Source organism: Dietzia aerolata (assembly GCF_014144865.1).
GTDB lineage: Bacteria > Actinomycetota > Actinomycetes > Mycobacteriales > Mycobacteriaceae > Dietzia > Dietzia aerolata.
Genome location: NZ_JAALDM010000103.1, coordinates 16,996 through 41,823 on the forward strand (window position 1 = coordinate 16,996; position 24,828 = coordinate 41,823).

Genomic DNA, 24,828 nt, shown 5'->3' on the forward strand with positions numbered 1-24,828 from the left:
CCGCAACCAGGGCTCGAACAACCAGGGCTCCGGAAATCAGGGCTCGGGTAACCAAGGCGGCCGCAACCGTGGTCAGCAGAACCGCGATCAGCAGGATTCGGGCAACCAGGGCTCGGGCGACCAGGGCGGCCGCAACCGCGACCAGCAGAACCGCGACCAGCAGAACCGCGACCAGCAGGGCTCGAACAACCAGAGTTCGAACAACCAGGGTGACGGCAACGGCCCCCGGAATGACGGCAACCGCGACGACGACGGCGGCGGTCGCGGCCGACGTAGCCGACGGCGGCGCGAGCGTAACCGCGGCGGCAACCGTCAGAACGACGGTGACACCGAGGTGCGGGAAGACGATGTCCTCCAGCCGGTGGCGGGCATCCTCGACGTCTTGGACAACTATGCGTTCGTGCGCACGTCCGGCTACCTGGCCGGCTCCAACGACGTCTACGTGTCGATGAACATGATCCGTCGCCACGGACTCCGTCGGGGTGACGCCATCACGGGTGCCGTCAAGATGCCTCGCGACGGCGACGGTCAGGGCGGTCAGGGCGGCGGCCACGGTGGCGGTGGCGGTGGCGGGAAGAACCGTCAGAAGTTCAACCCGCTGGTGCGGATCGACACCGTCAACGGCAGTCCGGTCGACCAGGCACGAAATCGCGTCGACTTCTCCAAGCTCACCCCGCTCTACCCCAACCAGCGGCTGCGCCTGGAGACCGAGAAGAACGTCATCTCGACCCGCGTGATCGACCTGATCATGCCCATCGGCAAGGGCCAGCGTGCTCTGATCGTGTCGCCGCCGAAGGCCGGTAAGACCACGATCCTGCAGAACATCGCGAACGCGATCGCGACCAACAACCCGGAATGCCACCTGATGGTGGTGCTCGTCGACGAGCGTCCGGAGGAGGTCACCGATATGCAGCGCTCGGTGAAGGGTGAGGTCATCGCCTCGACCTTCGACCGTCCGCCGTCAGACCACACGCAGGTCGCCGAGTTGGCCATCGAGCGGGCCAAGCGCCTGGTCGAGCTGGGGCAGGACGTCGTCGTCCTCCTCGACTCCATCACCCGCCTCGGTCGCGCCTACAACAACTCCTCGCCCGCCTCGGGCCGGATCCTCTCCGGCGGTGTCGACTCCACGGCGCTGTACCCGCCCAAGCGGTTCCTCGGCGCGGCACGCAACATCGAGAACGGCGGCTCGCTGACGATCATCGCCACCGCGATGGTCGAGACCGGCTCCGCCGGCGACACCGTGATCTTCGAGGAGTTCAAGGGCACCGGCAACGCCGAGCTCAAGCTCGACCGCCGGATCGCCGAGCGTCGTGTGTTCCCGGCCGTCGACGTGGGCCCGTCGGGTACGCGCAAGGAGGAGCTGCTCATGAGCCCCGAGGAGGCGGGCATCATGCACAAGCTGCGTCGCGTTCTCTCGGGTCTGGACACCCACCAGGCCATCGACCTGCTCATGTCGCAGTTGCGTAAGACCAACACCAACTACGAGTTCCTGCTGCAGGTGGCCAAGACCACGCCCACGCTGCCGCAGGACGAGGAGTGAGCGAGGCCGCAGGGCGTTCGCCGTCATCGATCGACGACGTCCTCTCCGAATACGGAGGTCTCGAAGCGCAGCTCTCGGACCCCACGCTGCACGAGGACGCCGCGGCAGCCCGTCGCGTCGGCAAGCGGTTCGCCGAGCTGACCCCGGTGGTTCAGTGCTACCGGGCGCTGGTGTCCACGCGTGACGACGCCGACGCCGCGCGCGAACTGGCCGACGACGACGCCTCGTTCGCCGCGGAAGCCGACAGGCTGGACGCGGAGGCGTCCGAGCTCGAGGTCCGGCTGGCCGACCTGTTGGCCCCGCGGGATCCCCACGACGGCGACGACGTGCTGATGGAGATCAAATCGGGCGAGGGCGGCGAGGAGTCCGCGTTGTTCGCCGCGGACCTGGCGCGCATGTACACCCGCTACGCGGAGAAGCACGGCTGGACCGTGGAGGTACTGGGCGTCACCGAATCGGACCTCGGCGGATACAAGGACGCCTCGTTCTCCATCCGATCCAAGCAGCCGTCGCGTGACGGTGTGTGGTCGCGGCTGAAGTTCGAGGGTGGCGTTCACCGCGTGCAACGCGTTCCGGTCACCGAATCCCAGGGCCGGGTGCACACCTCCGCCGCGGGCGTGCTGGTGTTTCCCGAACCGGAGGACGTCGGCCCCGTCGAGATCGACGAATCCGAGCTGCGGATCGACGTGTACCGCTCGTCCGGCAAGGGCGGGCAGGGCGTCAACACCACTGACTCCGCCGTCCGCATCACGCACCTGCCGACCGGAACCGTCGTCACGTGTCAGAACGAGCGCAGTCAGCTGCAGAACAAGCAGCGCGCACTCCAGGTGCTGGCTGCCCGGCTCCAGGCGGCAGCGGAAGAGGCCGCGGACGCCGAGGCGGCGGAGGGGCGCGCCACGCAAGTGCGCACCGTCGACCGCTCCGAGCGCATCCGCACCTACAACTTCCCCGAGAACCGGATCGCCGACCACCGGGTCGGCTTCAAGGCGCACAACCTCGACGCCGTCCTGGACGGTGACATGGACGCGGTGCTCAATGCCCTCGCAGACGAGGACCGCCGGCGCCGCATGGACGAGGCCTGAGTCCCGTGGACCCACAGCCGGTTCCGGTAGCCGGCGTGGTGCGGACCGCCGCGGCCGCCCTGGCGCAGGGCGGGGTCGAGTCCGCGCAGGCCGAGGCGCGTCTGATCTGCGCCCACGTCGCAGGTGTAGAGGCGTCCCGGCTCATGCTCGCCGACGGGCTGGACCGGGCCGCCGTCGCCGAGATCGAGCGGCTCGTTGCCGCACGCACGGGGGAGGGCATCCCCCTGCAGTACCTGCTGGGCACCGCACCCTCCGGCCGGCTGGATCTGGCGGTCGGGCCGGGCGTGTTCATTCCGCGACCCGAGACCGAACTCCTCGTGGAGTGGGTGCTCGCCCGTCTCCCGGCACCGGGCGGGGGAGTGCGGCCCGTCGTGGTGGACCTGTGCGCGGGCAGCGGCACGATCGCGCTCGAGATCGCTCACGCACGCCCGGACGCCGAGGTGCACGCCGTGGAACTACACGAGCCGGCCCTGCAGTGGCTACGCCGCAACGCCGCCACCCGCGCCGATGCCGGAGACACCCCCATCGTGATCCACCACGGCGACGCCACCGATCCGGAACTGCTCTCCGACCTCCGGGGCGAAGTGATGGCCGTCGTGTCGAATCCGCCCTACATCCCGGTCACCGACCAGCTTCCCGAGGAAGTGTTGGGGCACGAGCCGGCAACCGCGCTGTTCGGCGGAGCGGATGGCCTCGTCGTCGCCGTCCCCCTCGTTGACCTCGCCGCCACCCTCCTCGTCCCCGGTGGGCACCTCGCCGTGGAACACGACGACACCACCGGCGCCGAGGTCGCCGCGGTCGTCGGACGGCAGGGGCGCTTCGGTACCGTGGAGCAGCACACCGACCTCGCCGGCAGGCCGCGGTTCGTCACCGCGACCACATGCGACGTCGACCAGACAGCCCAGGAGGGGACCCACCGGTGACCATCACCTACGACTGCACCGAGGAGACCGGCCGGGAGGTCGGCCTGAGCTCCGCGTCCGGCGCCCTGCGCGCCGGCCGGCTCGTCGTGACCCCGACCGACACGCTCTACGGGATCGCCGCGGACGCCTTCGACCCGGATGCCGTCAACCTGCTGCTGTCGGCCAAGCGTCGCGGACCGGACATGCCGGTGCCGGTTCTCGTCGGATCGTGGGAGACCATCGACGGTCTCGTCGTGAGCACCCCGGCCGCCGCGCGTGATCTCATCCGCGCGTTCTGGCCCGGTGGTCTCAGCCTCATCGTCCACCAGGCGCCCTCGCTCGGCTGGAACCTCGGACACACGCAGGGGACCGTCATGCTGCGGATGCCGCTGCACCCCGTCGCCATCGAGTTGCTGCGGGACGTCGGACCGCTCGCCGTGTCCAGCGCCAACGTGTCCGGCCAGCCGCCGGCCACCACCGTCGCCCAGGCGCGCGAGCAGCTCGGCGAGTCCGTCGCGGTGTACCTGGACGGGGGGCCGTGCGCGGTCGGACTGCCGTCCACCATCGTCGACCTGACCGGACCCGGGCCCGTGATCGTGCGTGAGGGAGCCGTCACCGCCGAGCGCGTCGGCGAAGTCCTCGATATCGACCCGGCGCAGCTGCGGGCCTAGCCGTGGGCGTCGGGATCCCGTTCCGGGAACTCCTGCTCATCGGGGTCACCGCCTGCCTCGTCACCTTTGTCGTCACCGGGCTGGTGCGGGGGGTGGCGCCCGCGATCGGTGGGCTCGCGTACCCGCGTGAGCGCGACGTGCACCTCGTCCCCACGCCCCGGCTCGGGGGAGTGGGGATCTTCACGGGCATGCTCGTCGCGATCTTCCTCGCCGCGCAGCTCCCTGCCCTCAACCGGGCATTTCCGCCGTTCGCGCCCGACGTGGAGGCCACGATCCTCGCCGGGGGACTGATCGTCCTCGTGGGCATCGTGGACGACATCCTGGGACTCGGCGCGGTCACCAAACTCGCGGGGCAGGCCGCAGCTGCCGGGGTGCTCGTCGCGATGGGCGTGTCATGGACCCTGGTCTACCTGCCCTTCGGGGACGGAAACATCCTCGTACTCGACCAACTGCAGGCCGGGTTGCTCACCGTCGTGTTCACGCTCGCGATCGTCAACGCGATGAACTTCGTCGACGGTCTCGACGGCCTCGCCGCCGGACTCGGCACCATCGCCGCGCTGGCGATCTGTGTGTTCTCCGTGGGGATCATGCTCGACCAGGGCGGCACCGTCGGCGCGTATCCGCCCGCGCTCGTCACCGCGGTGCTGGCCGGGGCCCTGATCGGATTCCTCCCGCACAACTTCCAGCCCGCCCGCATCTTCATGGGTGACTCCGGCTCCATGCTCATCGGTCTGGTCCTGGCCGCCGCGTCCACCAGTGCCTCCGGCAAGATCTCCCAGAGCCTCTACGGTCCGCAGGAGATGATCGTGCTGCTCTCGCCGATGATCGTCGTGGCCGCCGCCATGTTCGTGCCCATGCTCGACCTCGTCATGGCGATCATCCGCCGCGTGGGAGCCGGGCGCAGTCCGTTCGCCCCCGACAAGATGCATCTTCATCACCGGCTGCTGGCCCTGGGGCATTCGCATCGCCGCGTGGCCCTGGTGATCTACGCGTGGGTCTCGCTCATCGCGTTCGGCGCGGTCGGCGCGACCATGCTGCCGACCGAGGTCATCGTTCCGCTCGCCGCGGCCGGCCTGTTGCTCGTCCTCATCGCCACCCTCGTGCCGCGCCTGCGCAGTGCACGGGTAGAGGAGGGGTCGGGAGACAGACGGGCGTCCGGCTAGGCTGCTCGTCATGAGCGACACTCCCGCGACACCAGATCAGACCGCCCCGAGCCCCCAGAACGCAGGCTTACGCACGGCGGTCAAGCTGGGCGGGCTCGCGCTCGTCGCACTCACGGTGATCAGCGTGATCGCGTGGACCCTGGCCGACGGTGTCCCCGGCCTGTGGGGTGCTGTGATGGGCGCGGCGATCGGTGGAGCCTTCGTGCTCACCACCGCCGTGGTGGTCATCGCCACCGCAAACACGGCGCCGCAGACGACGGCGGCCATCCTGCTGGGAACCTGGCTCCTCAAGCTCGTCGTCGCGATCGGGATCGTCGCTGTGATCGAACGATTCGACTTCTATTCCAGGCCGGCATTCGCGGTGACCATCATCGCTGCGCTGATCGTCGTCCTGGCCGCGGAGACCTGGGGAATTCTCAAGACGCGGACCCCGTATGTGGAGCCCGCCGACCCCGCATCGCCCTGACAGGGTCCCCCTGTGCCCCGGGATCCGAGACCGGGATGTTATTCTTTTCGACGGTGAGACGAGCACGTCGCCAGGCTGACACATGGCTTGATGGCGGACGCGCGCTGACCCGAATCGGCCGCGATGATCGGGCCCTCGTACTGCACGCGCTCGGGCGCCAGACGCCCTACACGACCAGGGGAGAACACACTGAGTACCACGCTTCTGGCCTTCAAGGGCGAGTTCCATGCCCCTGATATCGACAAAGAGTTCTTCCCTGTCGACAGGTGGCTCACCGACTTCGCGGGTGGAGCCTTCACGTTGGACCGGCTCATGCTGGTCCGGATCCTCATGGCCGTTGTCCTGATGGGCTTCTTCATGATCGCGATGCGCAACCCGCGGTTGATCCCGAGTGGTGTGCAGAACTTCTCGGAGATCTGCCTGGACTTCGTCCGGGTGCACATCTCCGAGGAGATCCTGGGTAAGGATCAGGGACGTCGCTTCCTGCCGGTGATCGCCACCATCTTCTTCGCGACATTGGCGATGAACCTGCCAACGGTCCTGCCGGGGCTCAACGTCTCCCCGAACGCGCGTATCGGATTCCCGATGATGCTCGCGCTCCTGGGGTACATCACCTTCGTTTACGCAGGTGCAAAGAAGTACGGATTCTTCCGGTACATCAAGTTGAGCATCGTCATCCCCAACGTGCCGCCGGCCCTGCACATCCTGCTGGTCCCGATCGAGATCCTGTCGACGTTCATCCTGCGTCCGGTCACGCTGACCATTCGTCTCATGGCGAACATGCTCGCGGGTCACCTCATCATCGTGCTGCTGTTCAGCGCAACGAACTTCTTCTTCTGGCAGCTCAACGGCTGGACCCTGCTGTCCGCCGGGATCTCGGTGCTGTCGATCGCGTTCACGCTGTTCGAGCTCCTCGTGATCTTCCTGCAGGCGTACATCTTCGCCCTGCTGGTCGCCGTCTACATCGACAGCTCGCTGCACGCGGACAACCACTAGAACCCGGGCCGTCAGGCCTGACACGACCACCTGTCAACCCGACAATTCACGTCCGACCGGATGCGGAATACCCCGCACCGGCCATCTGAAAGGGAAACCCCATGGACATCGTCACTCTCGCCCAGGCCGCCGAGCAGACCGTCACCAACCAGGGCTATGGCGCCATCGGCTACGGCCTCGCCGCCATCGGCCCCGGCATCGGCATCGGCATCCTCGTCGGTAAGACCGTCGAGGGCATGGCCCGTCAGCCCGAGATGGCCGGCACCCTCCGTACCACGATGTTCCTCGGCATCGCCTTCACCGAGGCGCTCGCCCTGATCGGTATCGTCGCCGGCTTCCTGTTCTGATCGACGACACACCGACCTGTAGGGACGCACCATGAACAACGTCATCGCCATCTTGGCGGCCGAAGGGGAGACACTCCCCCTGGAGGAGAGCGTGAACCCGCTCATTCCTCCGCTGTATGACATCGTCTGGTCGCTCATCCCGCTCGTGGTCATCCTCTGGCTCTTCTGGAAGTTCATTCTTCCGAAGTTCCAGCAGGTCATGGACGAGCGCGAAGAGCGTATCGAGGGCGGTTTGCGTCGTGCTGAGCAGACCCAGGCCGAGGCGAAGGAAGAGCTGGCCAAGTACAAGGCCCAGCTCGCCGAGGCGCGCAGCGAAGCGGCCAAGATCCGCGACGACGCGCGTGCGCAGGGCCAGCAGATCCTCGCCGACATGAAGACCGAGGCCGAGTCCGAGCGCGACCGCATCGTCGCCTCGGGTGAGCAGCAGCTCGCAGCTCAGCGTCAGCAGATCGTCGCGGAGCTTCGGTCCGATCTCGGCCGGCAGTCCGTCGACCTGGCGGAGCGGCTCATGGGTGAGCAGCTGTCCGACACGGTCAGCCGCTCCGGCACCATCGACCGCTTTCTGGCAGACCTCGACCGGGTCCCCGGCGCGGGTAAGAACTAAGGGAAGTGGAGTCCATGCACGCAGCGAGTCGTGAGGCACTCGACAACACGCGGGGCGCCCTGAAGTCCGCTCTGGCCTCGAATCCGGCCGGGGGAGCGACAGGGGCAACCGTGGGCCAGGAGCTCTTCCAGGTCGTCGACGTCCTCGAGGACAACCGGTCACTGCGAGTCGCGGTGGCCGACACCTCGGCCTCGGTCGAGGCCCGGCAGGACCTCGTTCGCGGGGTGTTCGGGTGGAAGATCGACCAGACCACACTCGATCTGCTGCTCGCTGCGGTCGCTCAGGACTGGTCCAACCCCCGTGAGCTGCGACAGGGGCTGATCACGCTCGGTCGAGAGGCGCTTCTGCGCTCGGCCGACGAGCAGGGCCAGCTCCAGACGGTAGAGGACGAGCTGTTCCGGCTCGGACGCATCGTCGCGGGCGACGCGGAATTCGAGCAGGCTCTCGCCGACCGCACGGCGGAGACCTCCGCCAAGCGGGCACTTCTGGCGCAGGTCCTCTACGGCAAGGTCACCGCGGTGACCGAGGCCCTGGCCTCCCAGGCCATCGCCCGACCCACCGGAATGCCGGCGGACGACCTCATGGAGATCTCCGCGCAGGCGGCGGAACTTCGCGGTCGGACCGTTGCCGTGGTCACCAGCGCTGAGGCACTCTCGGAGCAGCAGACCGCAGATCTGGCCGGTCGACTCAAGTCGATCTACGGCTCGGAGATCGCGGTCCACAACGAGATCGATCCGGCCCTCATGGGCGGAGTGGTCGTTCGTGTGGGCGACGAGATCATCGACGGCAGCGTGGCGGGCCGGCTCGACGCACTGCGGCGCAGCCTCCGCTGACCGGATAGCCGGTCAACCGACGAGCTGCGGTCGAGAAATGGTCAAGGCTCACGAAACACCCATAAAGCACATCCCGACTTTGAGAGCAGGAATGACATGGCGGAGTTGACGATCTCCTCCGACGAGATCCGCAGCGCGATTGCGAACTACACCTCTACTGTTTCGACGGACGCGACCAAGGAAGAAGTCGGCGTCGTCGTCGACACCAGTGACGGTATCGCTCACATCAGCGGCCTTCCTTCGGCAATGGCCAACGAGCTGCTGGAGTTCCCTGGCGGAATCCTCGGCGTCGCACTGAACCTGGAGGACCGCGAGATCGGTGCGGTCATCCTCGGTAATTTCGACGAGATCGCCCAGGGCCAGGAGGTCCGTCGCACCGGTGACGTCCTCTCCGTGCCCGTCGGCGACGGCTTCCTCGGCCGAGTCGTCAACCCGCTCGGTCAGCCGATCGACGGCCTCGGTGACATCGAGGCCGAGGGGACCCGCGCTCTCGAGCTGCAGGCCCCCTCGGTGCTCGAGCGTCAGCCGGTTGAGGAGCCTATGCAGACCGGCATCAAGGCCATCGACGCCATGACGCCGATCGGCCGTGGCCAGCGTCAGCTCATCATCGGTGACCGCAAGACGGGCAAGACCGCGGTGTGCATCGACGCCATCCTCAACCAGAAGGCCAACTGGGAGTCCGGCGACAAGACCAAGCAGCTCCGTTGCATTTACGTGGCCATCGGCCAGAAGGGCTCCACCATCGCGGGCGTCAAGGCGACCCTCGAGGAGCACGGCGCGATGGACTACACGACCATCGTCGCGGCCCCCGCCTCCGACTCGGCCGGCTTCAAGTGGCTCGCCCCCTTCACCGGTTCCGCCATCGGGCAGCACTGGATGTACGGCGGCGCCCACGTGCTGGTGGTGTTCGACGACCTCTCCAAGCAGGCCGACGCCTACCGCGCGATCTCGCTGCTGCTGCGCCGCCCGCCGGGTCGTGAGGCCTACCCGGGTGACGTGTTCTACCTGCACTCGCGTCTGCTGGAGCGTTGCGCCAAGCTGTCCGACGAGATGGGTGGCGGTTCGATGACCGGCCTGCCGATCATCGAGACCAAGGCCAACGACGTCTCGGCGTTCATCCCGACCAACGTCATCTCGATCACCGACGGTCAGGTCTTCCTGGAGTCCGACCTGTTCAACCGTGGTGTTCGTCCCGCGGTCAACGTCGGTATCTCCGTCTCGCGAGTCGGTGGCGCCGCACAGACCAAGGGCATGAAGAAGGTCTCCGGTTCGCTGCGTCTCGACCTCGCCGCGTTCCGCGACCTCGAGTCCTTCGCGACCTTCGCCTCCGATCTCGACGCAGCCTCCAAGGCCCAGCTCGAGCGCGGTCAGCGTTTGGTCGAGATCCTCAAGCAGGATCAGAGCTCCCCGGTGTCCGTCGAAGACCAGATCGTCTCGATCTACCTCGCAGGTGAGGGCTTCTACGACAGCGTTCCGGTCGGCGACATCCGTCGCTTCGAGGCCGAGCTGCTGGAGCAGCTCCACCACGGTGCGTCCGACGTCTTCACCCAGATCGACGGTGGCGCGGCCCTGTCCGACGAGTCCAAGGCGACCCTCGAGGCCAAGACCAACGAGTTCAAGGAGGGCTTTGTCGCCTCCGACGGCTCCCGCGTGGTCAACGAGCCGGAGGCCGAAGCTCTGTCTGAGGACGAGATCGACCGCGAGACCCTCACGGTCACCAAGAAGAAGGCCTGAGGCCCAGCGATGACAGCCATCCGATACAAGGCCGAGAGGAGTGTGATCTGAGACCATGGCGAATTTGCGTGAACTGCGCGACCGGATCAAGTCGGTCAACTCGACCAAGAAGATCACCAAGGCCCAGGAGCTGATCGCGACCTCGCAGATCTCCAAGGCGCAGGCCCGGGTCGCCGAGGCTCAGCCCTTCGCCGATCAGATCACCGCGATCCTGACGGACCTCGCGAACGCGTCGTCGGTTCAGCACAGGATGCTCAACGAGCCCGAGAACGCCAAGCGTTCCGCGGTGCTCGTGGTGACCTCCGACCGCGGCATGTGTGGTGGTTACAACCACAACGTGCTGAAGGAGGCCTCGGAGCTCATCGCCTTCCTCGAAGAGGAGGGCCGTGAGGTCGACATCTACGTGCTGGGCAACAAGGGCATCGTGTACTACACGTTCCGAGAGATCTCGCTCGCAGGTTCCTGGCACGGGCATTCCCAGAAGCCCGACTACCAGGCCGCGCGCCCGGCGTTCCAGCTGCTGTCCACCGCGTTCGCGGCTGGCGGCGAAGGCACGTTCGACGCCGCCGAGTTCCTCGGCGAGGACTACACGGGGAGCACCGAGCGCAAGGGAGTCGACGAGGTCCACATCGTCTACACCCAGTTCAAGTCGATGCTCACGCAGACTCCGAAGGCACGGCGCCTGGCCCCGATCGAGACCAAGGTCGAGGTCGAGGAACTGGATCTCGGCGAGGACATGCTCGACACGTCGAAGACCGACTTCAAGCCTGAGGTCTCCTTCGAACCCGATGCCGACACCCTGCTCGACAACCTCCTTCCGCGGTACATGTCGACTCGGGCGTTCGCGTCGCTGCTCGAGTCCGCCGCGTCGGAGTCGGCAGCTCGTCGTACGGCAATGAAGTCCGCCACGGACAACGCGACCGAACTGGTCGAGGGCCTCAGCCGTGAGGCGAACCAGGCACGACAGGCACAGATCACCCAGGAAATCAGCGAGATTGTCGGTGGCGCTGGCGCGCTCGCCGCGAGCGCAGGAAGTGACTAAGCAATGACCACAGCTGTTACCGATCAGAGCACGACGGGCACGGCCGGTCTCACCGGCCGGGTCTCCCGCGTCCTGGGCGCGGTCGTCGACGTGGAGTTCCCGCGCGGCGCCCTGCCGGCCCTCTTCAACGCCCTTACCGCAGAGATCACGCTCGAGGCCGTCGCCAAGACCGTGACCTTCGAGGTCGCCCAGCACCTGGGCGACAACATGGTCCGCTGCATCTCGATGCAGTCCACCGACGGTCTCGTCCGTGGCGCCGAGGTCATCGACTCCGGGAAGCCGATCTCGGTTCCCGTCGGCGATGTCGTCAAGGGACACGTTTTCAACGCGCTCGGCGACTGCCTCGACGCTCCCGGCACCGGCCGGGACGGAGAGCAGTGGGGCATCCACCGCGAGCCGCCGGCCTTCGACCAGCTCGAGGGAAAGACCGAGATCCTCGAGACCGGCGTTAAGGTCATCGACCTGCTGACCCCGTACGTCAAGGGCGGCAAGATCGGTCTGTTCGGTGGTGCCGGTGTCGGCAAGACCGTGCTGATCCAGGAGATGATCACCCGTATCGCCCGCGAGTTCTCCGGTACGTCGGTCTTCGCCGGCGTCGGTGAGCGTACCCGTGAGGGCACCGACCTCTTCCTCGAGATGGAGGAGATGGGCGTCCTCCAGGACACCGCCCTGGTGTTCGGCCAGATGGATGAGCCGCCGGGGACGCGTATGCGTGTCGCCCTCTCGGCACTGACCATGGCCGAGTACTTCCGCGACGTGCAGGGCCAGGACGTTCTGCTGTTCATCGACAACATCTTCCGGTTCACGCAGGCCGGTTCTGAGGTGTCGACCCTGCTCGGCCGTATGCCGTCCGCCGTGGGTTACCAGCCCACCCTGGCCGACGAGATGGGCCAGCTGCAGGAGCGAATCACGTCGACCCGCGGTCGTTCGATCACGTCGCTGCAGGCCATCTACGTGCCCGCTGACGACTACACCGACCCGGCCCCGGCCACCACGTTCGCCCACCTCGACGCGACCACGGAGCTCTCCCGTTCCATCGCCTCGAAGGGCATCTACCCGGCCGTGGATCCGCTGACCTCGACGTCGCGGATCCTCGAGCCCGGCATCGTGGGCGAAGAGCACTATCGCGTCGCGCAGGAAGTCATCCGGATCCTCCAGAAGTACAAGGAGCTCCAGGACATCATCGCGATCCTCGGTATGGACGAGCTCTCCGAGGAGGACAAGGTCACCGTGCAGCGTGCCCGTCGCCTCGAGCGTTTCCTCGGTCAGAACTTCCTCGTTGCCGAGAAGTTCACCGGTCAGGTCGGCTCGGTCGTCCCGCTGGCAGACACGATCGAGGCGTTCGACAAGCTCTGCAAGGGCGAGCTCGATCATCTCCCCGAGCAGGCGTTCAACGGCATCGGTGGACTCGACGACGTCGAGGCTGCCGCCAAGAAGCTCGCAGGGAAGTGATCGACGATCATGGCTGCTGACATGGAAGTCGAGTTCGTCACGGTTGAGCGTCGTTTCTGGTCTGGTACCGCGAGCATGGTGGTCGCCAAGACCACTGAGGGCGAGATCGGTATCCAGGCCGGGCACGAGCCGCTGCTCGGCGAGCTGGACACCGGCGGCACCGTGACCGTCTACACCGACGAGGGCAAGAAGGTCGCTGCCGTACAGGGTGGATTCCTCTCCGTCACCGCCAACAAGGTGAGCATTCTCGGAGAGGCAGCGGTATGGTCGGATTCGATCGATCGCGCTGCTGCTGAGAAGGCTCTCGCGGATGCTGGCGACGACGCTGACGCGGCCGCCGCCGCTCGGGGTCGCCTCCGCGCGATTGAGAAGGCAGGCGCCTAGCCTCACACGGTCCGACCGTTGCCACGGCCGCGACCACCGGAAGGAGTTGAGCAGATTGACGGCTCCCATCGAGGTCATACTCGGTGTCGTTATCCTGCTCGTGCTCGCCCCGGTGGTCGCGGCCGTTGTGTATCGGCTGGTTTTCATCCGTCACAACTCCACCTCTGTCCTCACTCGCGAATCCGGGGACCAGGCGTGGAGATATGGTGCCGTTCGCTATTCGGATACTGACGTCTCTTTCTACCGACTGCTCAGCGTTCGATTCCGACCTGATGTCAGGCTCGACCGGCGGACACTGACATTGGGGCGACGACGCCAACCAACCGGGCCTGAACTGGATTTTGCGGAGGACGGAGAGGTGATCGTGCCCTTCTCCGGGTCTGATCGTCGAGGTCGTACGGTGGAGGGCGAGATCTGTCTCGGACCGTCGGAACTCACCGGCCTGTTGTCCTGGGTCGAGGCCTGCTCTACGGATCAGATCCGGCCCCGCCGCCGTCGCTGATCCCGCACTTCCGGATGAACCCGGACATGTCGACGTGAACTTAAGGAGTTTGCTTTGCGACTCGTCGTCGCCACCTGCCAGGTTGACTATGTCGGTCGATTGACCGCACACCTTCCCATGGCTCCGCGATTACTTCTCGTCAAAGCGGACGGGTCCGTGAGCGTTCACGCCGACGACCGGGCATACAAGCCCTTGAACTGGATGACCCCACCGTGCACTCTTCGGGAGCAGGATCATCCAGAGAATGAGGACCACCGGTTATGGGTGGTGGAGAACAAGGCCGGCGAACAGTTGCGCATCACCGTCGCCGAGATCCACCACGATTCACAACACGAACTCGGTGTTGATCCCGGCTTGGTCAAAGATGGCGTTGAAGCCCATCTCCAGGAACTCCTCGCCGAACACATCACCACTCTGGGTGAGGGCTACAGCTTGATTCGTCGGGAATACATGACCGCGATCGGACCTGTAGACATCCTCGGCCGCGACTCCGGAGGCGCAACTGTCGCAGTGGAGATCAAACGACGCGGTGAGATCGACGGTGTGGAGCAGCTCACGCGTTACCTTGAGCTCCTGAATCGCGATCCACTGCTCGCGCCGGTCAGTGGGATCTTCGCCGCGCAAATCATCAAGCCACAGGCGCGGACCCTCGCCGAGGATAGGGGGATCCGCTGCGTCACTCTGGACTACGAACACCTCCGCGGAACTGATTCGACAGACCTACGCCTTTTCTGAAAGGGAGCCTTTTGTGCCGAGACGTCACCGCCGTTCGGACCGAGGACGTCCCGCAGCTCTGAGGGACGGATTGGGCGGAGGTACTCGGGAAGCAGGGCCCGCCGGGGATCCCGACCACTACCACGTCCGGCGCATTCCCGGCTCTCGAGCTATGAAGGACTACCGCTGTCCCGGGTGCGACCAGATCGTGACCGCCGGGACCGCGCACGTTGTGGCCTGGCCTGACAGGCCGGGCGGCGATGGCGAGAGACGTCACTGGCATTCCGGATGCTGGAACGGACGAGCCAGCCGAGGTCTCACTCGTCGTTGGAGCTGAACTCCGGTTTGTCGGGGAGCAGCTCCTCGTCCGCGCCTCTGCCGGGTAGGGGCTCCAGCCGTGCGCGAACCGTTGCCAGTTCGGCGTACACGGTATCGCGGAGTGCGCGTAGTTGCTCGGTGTGTGCGTGAGCCTGATCGACCATCTGTTCCGCGCGGACCCGAGCGTTGTTCACCAGGGTATCGGCTTCACTACGGGCATCCTGTCGGAGAGCCTGGGCAGCGCTTAGTGACGCGGTCCGGATGGCCTGGTCTTCCTTCATCGTTTCTTCGCGCCGAAGGTCGGAAGCAAGACGGTGGTCTTCATCAATCTGTCGGCGCCGTTCCGCAGCATCATTGTCGAGACGTTTCGCCTCGCGCTCAGCCGATCGGATGATCTCTTTCGCTCGAGTACGCGCCGCCTCCAGCGCGGCCGTGTGTTCGGCGCGAACGGCCTCCGTGCGGGTCCGGATCGCCGTGAGCTCGTTGCTGGCGGTCTCTCGCATTCTCCACGCTTCGTCTTCCGCCTCGGTAAGCGTCCGGTCGGCGGTGGAGTGGGCCGCATCTCTGATCGATTCGGCTTCGGCGGTCGCCAACGAGAGCATGGTGGACAGACGATCGGACATCTGCTCGGTTGTCTTGGGCACTCGGCCGAGTTCCGCTATCCGTGCCTCCAGAACTCGGTTCTCCTCACGGAGACGTTCGACCTCGGAGTTCGTTCGATGGGCACGCTCGACGGCGGAGTCACGGTCGGCCCGAAGGAGCTCCACCTCGGCCTCGAGCCGACTTAGTGCGGAGTTGACCTGCTCACGGTCGAACCCCTTGCGCACTACCGCGAAGGATTGCGCGGCCGTCTCGGTGGTCTGCATGCTCGACATGTCACCACCCTAGCCGCGCAACCCCCGTGGGCGCTCAGTGCTGGTCTGCGGCTGGCTCGACGAGCTCGAGCAGCACGCCGCCAGCATCCTTGGGGTGTACGAAGTTGATACGTGATCCCGCCGTGCCCTTCTTGGGCGCGGGGTACAGGACCCGGAGACCGCGGCCGGTGAGGTGCGCAGTGATCGCCTCGATGTCGGTGACACGCACAGCCATCTGCTGGATTCCCGGTCCGTTTCGATCGAGGTACTTTGCGATAGTCGAGGCCTCGTTGAGCGGCGCCAGGATCTGAAGAAGTGCGCTGCCCTCGGGGCGGCCGGGGGAACCGAGCATGGCTTCGCGGACGCCCTGCTCCTCGTTGACCTCCTCGTGCAGGTTCTCCATGCCGAGGTTGTCCCGGTACCACGTCACGGCAGCGTCGAAGTCGGGAACCGCAACGCCGACGTGGTCGATAGCCACGACAAGTTCGCTCGGAAGCAGGGGCTGGCCGTCTGGGGTGCTAGTCATGCCTTCCACGCTAGTCGGTCGGGGTACACGGTAGTTTGGCGTGGATAGCCCTCACCCCAATCCGGAAGGTGTTTCATGACCACCGAGCCCACTCGTACCGTCATCGTCGCCGGTGCACGCACGCCGTTTGGCCGCCTCCAGGGCGGCCTGTCCTCGCTGTCCGCTCCAGAGCTGGGCGGCATCGCCATCCGCGGCGCTCTCGAGCGCGGGGGCGTCCCGGCCGAGGCCGTTGACCAGGTCATCATGGGCCAGGTGCTCGGGGCTGGGGTCGGTCAGATGCCCGCACGTCAGGCCTCCATCGCAGGTGGTGTCCCCAAGAGCGTCGACGCCCTGAGCATCAACAAGATGTGCCTGTCCGGTCTCACCGCGATCGCACTCGCGGATCAGGCCATCCGGTCGGGGTACTCGGAGGTCATCGTCGCCGGCGGTCAGGAGTCCATGTCCCAGGCTCCGCATCTGCTGCCGGGTAGCCGCAACGGCTACAAGTACGGCTCGATCGAGGTTCTCGACCACATGGCCTACGACGGCCTGCACGATGTGCCGACCGATCAGCCGATGGGTGCCCTTACCGAGACCCGGAATGCCGAACTGGGCATCACCCGCGAGGCCCAGGATGAGTTCGCCGCGGTCTCGCACCAGCGCGCAGCCGCCGCGTGGGAGAAGGGACTGTTCGCCGACGAGGTCGTGCCGGTCACGATTAAGGGCCGTAAGGGCGACACCGTCGTCGACAGCGACGAGGGCGTGCGGGCGGATTCCACCGCCGAGTCGATGTCCAAGCTGCGCCCGGCGTTCGCCAAGGAAGGCACCATCACGGCAGGGTCGTCGTCGCAGATTTCGGACGGTGCCTCGGCGGTCATCGTCACGAGCGCCGCGCGGGCCGAGAAGGAGGGTTGGCCGGTGCTTGCCGAGATCGTCGGTTACGGCACGGTTGCCGGACCGGATTCCACCCTTCAGCACCAGCCGTCCGACGCGATTCTCGATGCGAGCGAGCGGACCGGAATCGCGGTCGAGGACATCGACCTGTTTGAGTTCAATGAGGCCTTCGCCTCGGTTGGGCTCCAAGCGACCAAGGCGCTCGGTGTTGATCCGGAGAAGGTCAACGTCAACGGCGGCGCTATCGCCCTGGGGCACCCGATCGGTGTGTCGGGCAACCGCGTCGTCCTGACTCTCGCACTGGAGCTCGCCCGACGTGGTGGTGGACTCGGTGCGGCGGCACTGTGCGGCGGTGGTGGCCAGGGCGACGCCCTAATCATCCGAGTGCCTGCGGCCGGCTGACCCCTTTCGGCGGCGGCGTGGCAGGATCGGAGACGTGTCGAGACCAGGTAACCGTCCCCCGTCCGCCGCCGAGCAGAAGCTCGCGGCGTCGCTCGCCGGCGCCGTTGACCTCTCCGGCCTGAAGAGTCGAGCCGAGGCCCAGCGGGGCGCGTCCAGCCAGGGACGCGCCCCGGGGCAGGCCGAAGGTTCCGCCGCGTCCGTGGCGACCCGGATCCAGGTTGATGAGTCGACCTTTGAACAGGAAGTTCTGGTCCGCTCGACCCAGGTGCCGGTCATCATCGAACTGGTCTCGCAGCGCGCCCCGACCGCGTTGACGGGGATCCTTGCCGCGCTCGCGGACGAGGCGAACGGAACCTGGGTTCACGCGACCGTGGACGTGGATGTGGCCCCGGGAATCGCGCAGGCGTTGCAGGCGCGCGCTGTCCCCTCGGTGTTCGCCATCGCAGGTGGCCGCCCGATTGCGGACTTCGAGGGGGAACAGCCGGAAGAGGCCGTCCGGCAATGGCTTGAGGCGGTCCTACGTGCCACCGAAGGCAAACTCAGCGGTCCCGGACCGAGCCCGGAGGACGCTGACGCCGAAGAAAAAGCAGATCCAGAACTCGATGCGGCTGAGGAGGCCTTGTCCGAGGGAGATCTGGCCACGGCGGAGCAGCGCTTTGCGGCGCTGGTCGAGGCCCGGCCGGGTGAGCACTCGCTCGTCGAGGCCCTACGCTACGTCCAAGCTGGCAGGCGGGTGGCCGACGAGACCGACAACGCAGACGACGGTCCTGTTCTGGCAGCCAAGCGTTCTGCAGACCTGATGCTCGTGTCAGGGGAGTACGATTCCGCATTTTCGGTGCTGACCGACGCGATCAAGGTCAACTTCGGTGATGATCGTCAGGCGCTTCGGACCAGACTGCTGGAGTTGCTCGAGACCTTGCCCGCAGACGATCCGCGTGTGTTGGCTGCGCGTCGGGACCTGGCGAGCGCGCTGTACTAAACGTGGTATCCCGTTCCCGGGCCTCCATGCTCGTATCGCTGGAGGCCCGGGATCGACGATGACCGAGGCTTTCCGCTGTCAGCCGCGGTGACGGAACCACACGGTAGCCCGTGATCCCACGGCCACCGTCGCGGAGAACGGCCGCCCGTGATGCGGGAGCTCTTCCGCCTGCACCCCGCCGAGGTTTCCGATTCCGGAGCCCTCGTAGGCCTCGGAATCGGTGTTGAGGATCTCCTCCCAACGGCCGCTGGCAGGCAAACCGATTCGATAATCGTGCAGGGGACTGCCGGAGAAGTTCGCGATGCAGGCCACGACGCTTCCCGACTGATCGGTCCTAAGGAAGGACAGCGTGCTGTGGTCCGCGTCGTTGGCATCGATCCAGGAGAAACCGGCTGGGTCATCATCGAGAACCCACAGACCGGGATTGTCGGCATACCGGCTGTTCAGGTCGCGAACGCAGTCGAGTATTCCTTGGTGATACTCGCCCTCCCAGCCCTCAAGGTCGCCCCAGACCACGCCGCGATCTGCATCCCACTCGGTGGTCTGCCCAAACTCGAGTCCCTGGAAGAGAAGCTTCTTTCCGGGATGAGCCCACATGTAGGCGTACAGGCCGCGGATCCCAGCCGCTCGGTCCCAGGCGTTGCCGGGCATCCGCTCCCACATCGAGCCCTTACCGTGAACCACTTCGTCGTGACTCAGCGGCAGGACGAAACGTTCACTCCACGCGTACATCATCGAGAATGTGATCTCGCCATGGTGATGCGAGCGGTGCACCGGGTCCAACGCCAGGTAGCGGAGGGTGTCGTTCATCCACCCCATGTTCCATTTCATGGAGAATCCGAGTCCACCGGATGTGGTGGGTGCGGTGACTCCGCCCCACGAGGTGGATTCCTCGGCGATGGTCAGGACCCCCGGATGCTCGCGATGCAGTGTCGCGTTGACCTCTTGTAGAAGCGAAATGGCTTCGAGGTTCTCGCGACCGCCATATCGGTTGGGTTCCCACTGGCCATCCTCGCGCGAGTAGTCGAGGTAGAGCATCGAGGCGACCGCGTCCACCCGCAGACCGTCGACGTGGAACTCTTCCGCCCAGTAGAGGGCGTTGGCCACCAGGAAGTTCCGGACCTCGTGTCGACCGAAATCAAAGACGTACGTGCCCCAGTCCGGCTGCTCGCCCCGACGGGGGTCGGGGTGCTCGTACAGAGCGGTCCCGTCGAATCGGCCAAGTGACCACTCATCCTTGGGGAAGTGAGCCGGAACCCAGTCCACCAGCACACCTATGCCTCGCGAGTGGAGATGATCGATCACGTAACGCAGGTCGTCTGGGGACCCGAACCGGCTGGTGGGGGCGTAATACGAGGACACCTGGTACCCCCACGACCCGCCGAAGGGGTGCTCGGCGACAGGCATCAGCTCAACGTGCGTGAACCCGGTCGCCTCGACATGCTCGGCGAGCTGGTGGGCGAACTCCCGATAGCCGAGGCCGGGGCGCCACGAGCCCACATGAACTTCCAAGACGGACATCGGTGATCGCGAGTGGTCACGGGAGGCACGAGCAGAAATCCACTCGTCGTCATTCCACTCGTAGCCCGAGGTGAACACTGTGGAGGCTGTGGCCGGGGGAACCTCGGTGGCCGCAGCCATCGGATCGGCGTGGTCCACGGTTCGTCCGTCGGCACCCCGGATGCAGTACTTGTAGTGGGCACCGTCGCCCACATCGGGGACGAACAACTCCCACACGCCGGACGAGCCCACGGCGCGCATGGGTAGCGCCGTCGGATTCCATCCGCAGAAATCGCCGACCACGCTCACGCCCCGCGCGTTGGGCGCCCACACGGCAAACGACGTTCCCGTGACCGGCCCGCCGGCGGTCTCAAAGGTGCGGACGTGGGCACCGAGGACGGTCCACAGTCGCTCGTGGCGCCCTTCGCCGATCAGGTGCAGGTCCACCTCGCCGAGCGTCGGAAGAAACCGATAACCGTCGGCGACGGTGCTCTGATGCCCGTCCGGATAGGTCATCCGGAAGCGGTAGTCCGGCAGGTCCCGATCCTCGAGCACCACCTGGAAAAGGCCCTGCCCGAGGGGTGTCATGGCCTTGGCGACATCACCGACGAGGACGTCGACGTTCACCGCGCCCGGCTTCATTGTGCGGACCACGCAGCCGTCGCCTTCGGGGTGGATACCGAATACCGAGTGCGGATCGTGGTGGGTGCCCGAGTGCAGCCGGGCGAGCGTCTCGTCGGGGATCTCGCCCGGCCTCGGTCCGGATGGGCCGGAGCCGGTGTCGGAGCCGTGGCTGGGTAGGGGAGAGCGCTTCTCGTGGTGCTGTGCCATCTGAATGCCTCTAATCCACGATGTGCGAACGGTAGGTCAACTCGACCCTACGTGCCGGATCGCAGGGCGGGATCACGGCTATGTGCGCGACGGCGGCCCAGGGCTCGAGGCGGACGAAGTTGGCCGGGCCCCAGTGGAACTCTGACCCCGTCACCTCGTCGTACACGGTGAACTGAGCATCTGCCGGGTAGCCGAGTGCCGCCATATCCAGAGCGAGCGTGCCTTCCTGCGCGCCGTGGGAGTCGAGCGAGATCACCATGAGGACGCAGTCGCCGGTCGCGGGATCGAGCTTTGAATAGGCGATGATCTGGTCGTTGTCGACCTCATGGAAGTGCAGAGTTCGCAACTGCTGAAGTGCCGGATGGTCCCGTCGGACCCTGTTGAGCGTCCGAATCCAGGGGGCCAGGGACTGTCCGGCGGCCTCGGCGGCGGAGAAATCCCGTGGCCGGAGCTCATACTTCTCCGAGTCCAGGTATTCCTCGCTCCCCGAGGCGACCGGCTGCCACTCGTAGAGTTCGAAACCCGAGTACACGCCCCACGCGGGGGAGAGGGTGGCGGCCAGCGCGGCCCGGATCGCGAACATCGCGGGGCCACCCCGTTGGAGCGATTCGTGGAGGATGTCCGGGGTGTTGGTGAACATGTTGGGGCGGGCCTCATCCACGTGCACGAGGAGCTGCTCGCAGAACTCCACCAGATCTGCCTTGGTGGTCTTCCACGTGAAGTAGGTGTACGACTGCGAGAAGCCTCGTCGAGCCAACCCGAACAGGCGCGCGGGACGGGTGAAGGCCTCGGAGAGGAACAGCACGTCGGGCTCGGTCCGCTTGACCTCGCTGATAAGTCGATGCCAGAAATCTGCCGGCTTGGTGTGGGGATTGTCGACGCGGAAGATACGCACGCCCAGCGACGTCCAATGCCGGACAACCCGCAGGACCTCGGCGTAGATGCCCTCCGGGTCGAGGTCAAAATTGATCGGGTAGATGTCCTGGTACTTCTTCGGCGGGTTCTCGGCGTAGGCGATGTGACCGTCGGGAAGAACCGTGAACCACTCCGGGTGCGCTTCGGCCCACGGGTGATCGGGCGCGCACTGCAGGGCCAGATCGAGAGCGATCTCGACGCCGCGATCGGCGGAGTACTCGACAAAGTCCCGAAAGTCCTCGGTGGTTCCCAACTCGGGGTGAATGGCGTCGTGTCCGCCTTCGGCGGAGCCGATGGCCCACGGTGATCCCACGTCGTCGGCGTCGGGGGTCAGGGTGTTGTTGCGACCCTTCCGGTTGACCTTGCCGATCGGGTGGATCGGGGGCAGGTAGACGACGTCGAAACCGAGGTCGGCGGCGTGATCGATGTAGCTGCGGGAGGTCTGGAACGTGCCGTGGACCGGCCGTCCGTCTGAATCCCACCCACCGGTCGAGCGTGGGAAGAACTCATACCACGCGCTGAACTGCGCTTCGCGCCGGTCGACCCACACGCGATGGGTCTGCCCGGACGTGACCAACTCGCGCACGGGATCCGCAGCCAACTCGGCGGCGACCGCATCGGAGAGCGCGGGCGCGGTGCGGCTCGTCGCGTCACCCCGACCCCGGAGCGCGGTGGCGGCGTCAGTGAGCAGGGTGGCGCGATCATGGAGACCGGCCTTCGAGGCGCGGGCGATCGCGACGTCGAGAACGCGTGCGCCCACCTCGAACTCGTTGCCGAGAACATCGGCATCCTGGCCGGCGTCCATCTTCTTGACGATGCCGCTGCGCCATGTGGCAAAAGGATCGGACCAGGCCTCGATTCGAAACGACCACATCCCGGGCGCATCGGTGGGCAGCAGTGCGTGCATCGTGTCCGGTTCGGCGCCGGGCACCATCGTGGTTCGGTCCCGGGCTCCGCCGGGCCGTCGGACGACCATCGTGGCGGACAATGCGTCGTGTCCCTCGCGCCACACCACCGCCGAGATGGGCAGGATCTCGCCCACCACAGACTTGGAGGGGAACCTCCCGCAGGCGACGAGGGGCAGGACCTCGTCGATGGCCAGACGGTCGTTCACGTCGGTGCTCCTCTCGGCGGCGGGACCGCCCCGACGGGCGGCGTCACACCCACGACGCTAGCGAAGCCGAGGCGATCTGGGAGGCGCGTCACCCCGGGTTCACCTGCGGGGGCCGTGTTCCTCGCCACCCTTGTCGGAGATAGCGGGTTAGATGGTCGCCGTGAGCACCGTGATCGAAATCGACCCCGACCTCGTCCTCGACCTGAGGGATGTCTCGCTTCGCCGCGAGGGCACCACCCTCGTCGGCCCCCTGTCCTGGCAGGTCGAGCTGGACGAGAGGTGGGTGGTCCTGGGGCCCAACGGCGCGGGGAAGACGTCGCTGCTCAAGATCGCCTCCGCGCTGGAGTATCCGAGTACCGGGTCGGCGGTGATCCTCGGTGAACAGCTCGGCAAGACGGAGGTGACCGAGCTGCGTAGCCGGCTCGGCCTGTCGTCTGTCGCCGTTGCGGGCAGGATCCCCGGCGACGAAGTGGTCCAGGACCTGGTCATTTCTGCCGGCTACTCGGTCCTCGGCCGCTGGCGTGAGAAGTACGAGAGTCAGGACTTCGATCGTGCCGCTGACACGCTCGAGTCGATCGGCGCGGAACACCTGGCCGAGCGGACCTGGGGGACGCTGTCCGAGGGCGAGCGCAAGCGGGTCCTCATCGCACGGGCGATGATGACCGACCCGGAGCTCCTGCTGTTGGACGAGCCGGGCGCCGGCCTAGACCTGGGGGGCCGTGAGGATCTTGTGGCACGACTGGGCGACATGGCGATGGACCCGGATGCGCCGGCGACGGTTCTGGTGACCCACCACGTCGAGGAGATCCCCCCGGGATTCACCCACGCGATGCTGCTGTCGGAGGGGGAGGTGACCGCGATGGGACTGATCGAGGACGTGATCACCTCGGACAACCTCACCCGTGCGTTCGCCCAGTCGATCGTGGTGGATGAGATCGACGGCCGCTACTTCGCGCGCCGCGCCCGCCGTCTCGGCCGCCACCGACGGGCATGAACACGGTGCCGGGTCTCACCCCGCCGGGCAGGCCGGCGCAGCCGTATGACCCGGAAGCCGTCCCCGTCCGCGAGGCCGCGACAGTGGCGTTGATCCGCGACGCGCGGGTCGGCGGCGGGGTCGAGGTGTTTCTCCAGCATCGCGTCCCCACGATGCAGTTCGCCGCCGGGATGTCGGTGTTCCCCGGCGGAGGAGTGGAGCCCCGCGACTATGGCGGGGGTCGCCAATGGCGCGGCCCGGAGCCGAGGTGGTGGGCGGACAGGTTCGGGATCAACGACGAGCGGGCGGCGGCAGCGGTGCGTGGAGTCGCGCGGGAACTGTTCGAGGAGACCGGTGTCCTGCTGGCCGAGCCGGCACAACCCGGAACCGATGTGGCAAGCGGCCCGCCCGACCCGTCCGTTCCGCCCGGCCACGACGAGCGTCGCGCCCTCGACGCCGGTAGAGGCGACCTCGACCAGCTGTTGTCGCGGCACGGGCTGGTGCTGTCGGCACACCTGCTTCGCCCGTGGGACCGCTGGACCACGCCGGTCGGGCCGCCGCGCCGCTATGACACGTTGTTCTTCGTCGCAGCGCTGCCCGAGGGAGCGGAGGCGGACGCGGTGACCAGCGAGGCGCGTGCGGCCGAATGGGTCCGGGCCGACGACGCCGCGCACGCGGGAACGCTAGGACACCTGAGCATGCTGCGGCCGACTCTGCACGTCGTCTCGGACCTGGCCACCGCCGCGGACGTCGACGAGGTCCTGCGGTGGCAACGAACGATCACCCCCGGCGGAAACTAGGCTGCGCACGTGAGACCCGAAGACCTCGAATTTCTGCTCACCGACGCCGGTCGGGCTCTGCTTGAGCTGGCGGCGGGACTGGACTTCTCCAAGGCCACCACGGTGGGTTCCACGGCTGCGGTGCGGCGAGTGGATCGCGAGCACGCCGCAGCGGCGATCGACGTGGCGACCGCGCGTGCGCGGGCGACCGGGAGGATCCGCGATAGCGGGTCGATGCTGCTCACCGACGAGGCGGTCCAGCAGGCCACCGCGTGGCCCGTGGCTGCGCTGCGCGCACGGCGTCTGGCCGGCCGCGACGTGCACGACGTGAC

At 66.7% G+C, this 24,828-nt stretch carries 26 protein-coding genes; 22 read left to right on the forward strand and 4 right to left on the reverse strand.

The features are described from left to right. The 17 genes from rho to G6016_RS17195 form a co-directional block, all read left to right on the forward strand. A partial coding sequence (rho, locus tag G6016_RS07050) for a transcription termination factor Rho (protein ID WP_241729890.1) occupies positions 1-1,540 on the forward strand: 1,540 nt, incomplete at its 5' end. Then, on the forward strand, positions 1,537-2,622 hold the full coding sequence (gene prfA / locus G6016_RS07055; RefSeq protein ID WP_182631962.1) for a peptide chain release factor 1: 1,086 nt from the start codon (positions 1,537-1,539) through the stop codon (positions 2,620-2,622). The genes rho and prfA, both read left to right, overlap by 4 nt. 5 nt (positions 2,623-2,627) lie before the next feature. Continuing rightward, positions 2,628-3,545, forward strand: a complete 918-nt coding sequence (gene prmC / locus G6016_RS07060; protein ID WP_182631963.1) for a peptide chain release factor N(5)-glutamine methyltransferase — start codon at positions 2,628-2,630, stop codon at positions 3,543-3,545. Further along, positions 3,542-4,195, forward strand: a complete 654-nt coding sequence (locus G6016_RS07065; RefSeq protein ID WP_182631964.1) for an L-threonylcarbamoyladenylate synthase — start codon at positions 3,542-3,544, stop codon at positions 4,193-4,195. The genes prmC and G6016_RS07065 overlap by 4 nt, the downstream gene beginning before the upstream one ends. Positions 4,196-4,197: 2 nt before the next feature. After that, positions 4,198-5,358 (forward strand): MraY family glycosyltransferase, encoded by a 1,161-nt coding sequence (locus G6016_RS07070; RefSeq protein ID WP_182631965.1) that lies wholly within the window; start codon positions 4,198-4,200, stop codon positions 5,356-5,358. Positions 5,359-5,368: 10 nt separating this feature from the next. Continuing rightward, entirely contained in the window at positions 5,369-5,824 is a 456-nt protein-coding gene (locus G6016_RS07075; protein ID WP_182631966.1) for a Cg1360 family ATP-synthase-associated protein, read from the forward strand. Between the two features lie 204 nt (positions 5,825-6,028). Further along, the gene (gene atpB / locus G6016_RS07080; protein ID WP_241729905.1) at positions 6,029-6,820 is read left to right on the forward strand and encodes a F0F1 ATP synthase subunit A; all 792 of its coding nucleotides are present in this window, start codon (positions 6,029-6,031) and stop codon (positions 6,818-6,820) included. Between the two features lie 101 nt (positions 6,821-6,921). Further along, complete coding sequence (locus tag G6016_RS07085; protein ID WP_182631968.1) at positions 6,922-7,167, forward strand: ATP synthase F0 subunit C; 246 nt, start codon at positions 6,922-6,924, stop codon at positions 7,165-7,167. A gap of 31 nt (positions 7,168-7,198) precedes the next feature. Next, complete coding sequence (locus G6016_RS07090) at positions 7,199-7,771, forward strand: F0F1 ATP synthase subunit B (protein WP_182631969.1); 573 nt, start codon at positions 7,199-7,201, stop codon at positions 7,769-7,771. 14 nt (positions 7,772-7,785) lie between these two features. Beyond that, positions 7,786-8,604 (forward strand): F0F1 ATP synthase subunit delta, encoded by an 819-nt coding sequence (locus tag G6016_RS07095; protein WP_182631970.1) that lies wholly within the window; start codon positions 7,786-7,788, stop codon positions 8,602-8,604. A gap of 96 nt (positions 8,605-8,700) precedes the next feature. Beyond that, entirely contained in the window at positions 8,701-10,338 is a 1,638-nt protein-coding gene (gene atpA / locus G6016_RS07100) for a F0F1 ATP synthase subunit alpha (protein WP_182631971.1), read from the forward strand. Between the two features lie 55 nt (positions 10,339-10,393). Beyond that, positions 10,394-11,380, forward strand: coding sequence for a F0F1 ATP synthase subunit gamma (locus tag G6016_RS07105; protein ID WP_182631972.1), 987 nt, complete (start codon positions 10,394-10,396; stop codon positions 11,378-11,380). 3 nt (positions 11,381-11,383) lie between these two features. Continuing rightward, a complete protein-coding gene (atpD, locus tag G6016_RS07110) occupies positions 11,384-12,832 on the forward strand; it encodes a F0F1 ATP synthase subunit beta (protein ID WP_182631973.1) in 1,449 nt (482 codons plus the stop codon). A gap of 9 nt (positions 12,833-12,841) precedes the next feature. Further along, positions 12,842-13,216 (forward strand): F0F1 ATP synthase subunit epsilon, encoded by a 375-nt coding sequence (locus tag G6016_RS07115; protein ID WP_182631974.1) that lies wholly within the window; start codon positions 12,842-12,844, stop codon positions 13,214-13,216. Further along, positions 13,143-13,718: a DUF2550 family protein gene (locus G6016_RS07120; RefSeq protein ID WP_241729892.1), complete on the forward strand. Its 576-nt coding sequence runs from the start codon at positions 13,143-13,145 to the stop codon at positions 13,716-13,718. The genes G6016_RS07115 and G6016_RS07120 overlap by 74 nt, the downstream gene beginning before the upstream one ends. Positions 13,719-13,772: 54 nt before the next feature. Continuing rightward, on the forward strand, positions 13,773-14,453 hold the full coding sequence (gene nucS / locus G6016_RS07125; RefSeq protein ID WP_182631976.1) for an endonuclease NucS: 681 nt from the start codon (positions 13,773-13,775) through the stop codon (positions 14,451-14,453). A gap of 13 nt (positions 14,454-14,466) precedes the next feature. Continuing rightward, positions 14,467-14,769, forward strand: a complete 303-nt coding sequence (locus tag G6016_RS17195) for an Rv1322 family protein (RefSeq protein WP_380023370.1) — start codon at positions 14,467-14,469, stop codon at positions 14,767-14,769. Here G6016_RS17195 and G6016_RS07130 read toward each other — a convergent pair. Together G6016_RS07130 and mce are read right to left on the reverse strand one after the other, a co-directional pair. Then, a complete protein-coding gene (locus tag G6016_RS07130; RefSeq protein WP_241729893.1) occupies positions 14,750-15,625 on the reverse strand; it encodes a DivIVA domain-containing protein in 876 nt (291 codons plus the stop codon). The two genes, G6016_RS17195 and G6016_RS07130, sit on opposite strands and share 20 nt — an antisense overlap. Before the next feature lie 34 nt (positions 15,626-15,659). Next, a complete protein-coding gene (mce, locus tag G6016_RS07135) occupies positions 15,660-16,130 on the reverse strand; it encodes a methylmalonyl-CoA epimerase (protein WP_182631977.1) in 471 nt (156 codons plus the stop codon). A gap of 75 nt (positions 16,131-16,205) precedes the next feature. Here mce and G6016_RS07140 point away from each other — a divergent pair, with 75 nt between their 5' ends. Both G6016_RS07140 and G6016_RS07145 read left to right on the forward strand, forming a co-directional pair. Then, on the forward strand, positions 16,206-17,405 hold the full coding sequence (locus G6016_RS07140; RefSeq protein WP_182631978.1) for an acetyl-CoA C-acetyltransferase: 1,200 nt from the start codon (positions 16,206-16,208) through the stop codon (positions 17,403-17,405). Positions 17,406-17,439: 34 nt separating this feature from the next. After that, positions 17,440-18,384, forward strand: a complete 945-nt coding sequence (locus G6016_RS07145) for a tetratricopeptide repeat protein (protein ID WP_182631979.1) — start codon at positions 17,440-17,442, stop codon at positions 18,382-18,384. A gap of 78 nt (positions 18,385-18,462) precedes the next feature. On the opposite strand, the gene glgB is transcribed toward G6016_RS07145, so the two are convergent. Together glgB and G6016_RS07155 are read right to left on the reverse strand one after the other, a co-directional pair. Continuing rightward, a complete protein-coding gene (gene glgB, locus G6016_RS07150; RefSeq protein WP_182631980.1) occupies positions 18,463-20,715 on the reverse strand; it encodes a 1,4-alpha-glucan branching protein GlgB in 2,253 nt (750 codons plus the stop codon). A gap of 10 nt (positions 20,716-20,725) precedes the next feature. Further along, positions 20,726-22,744, reverse strand: a complete 2,019-nt coding sequence (locus G6016_RS07155) for a maltotransferase domain-containing protein (protein WP_182631981.1) — start codon at positions 22,742-22,744, stop codon at positions 20,726-20,728. A gap of 151 nt (positions 22,745-22,895) precedes the next feature. On the opposite strand from G6016_RS07155, the gene G6016_RS07160 reads away from it, so the two are divergent. From G6016_RS07160 to G6016_RS07170, 3 genes are all read left to right on the forward strand, one after another. After that, positions 22,896-23,738, forward strand: coding sequence for an ABC transporter ATP-binding protein (locus tag G6016_RS07160; RefSeq protein ID WP_182631982.1), 843 nt, complete (start codon positions 22,896-22,898; stop codon positions 23,736-23,738). After that, a complete protein-coding gene (locus G6016_RS07165) occupies positions 23,735-24,517 on the forward strand; it encodes an NUDIX hydrolase (protein ID WP_187354401.1) in 783 nt (260 codons plus the stop codon). The genes G6016_RS07160 and G6016_RS07165 overlap by 4 nt, the downstream gene beginning before the upstream one ends. A 9-nt stretch (positions 24,518-24,526) precedes the next feature. Then, positions 24,527-24,828: DUF8688 domain-containing protein (locus G6016_RS07170; protein ID WP_522731192.1), on the forward strand; the 302-nt coding region annotated here is incomplete at its 3' end.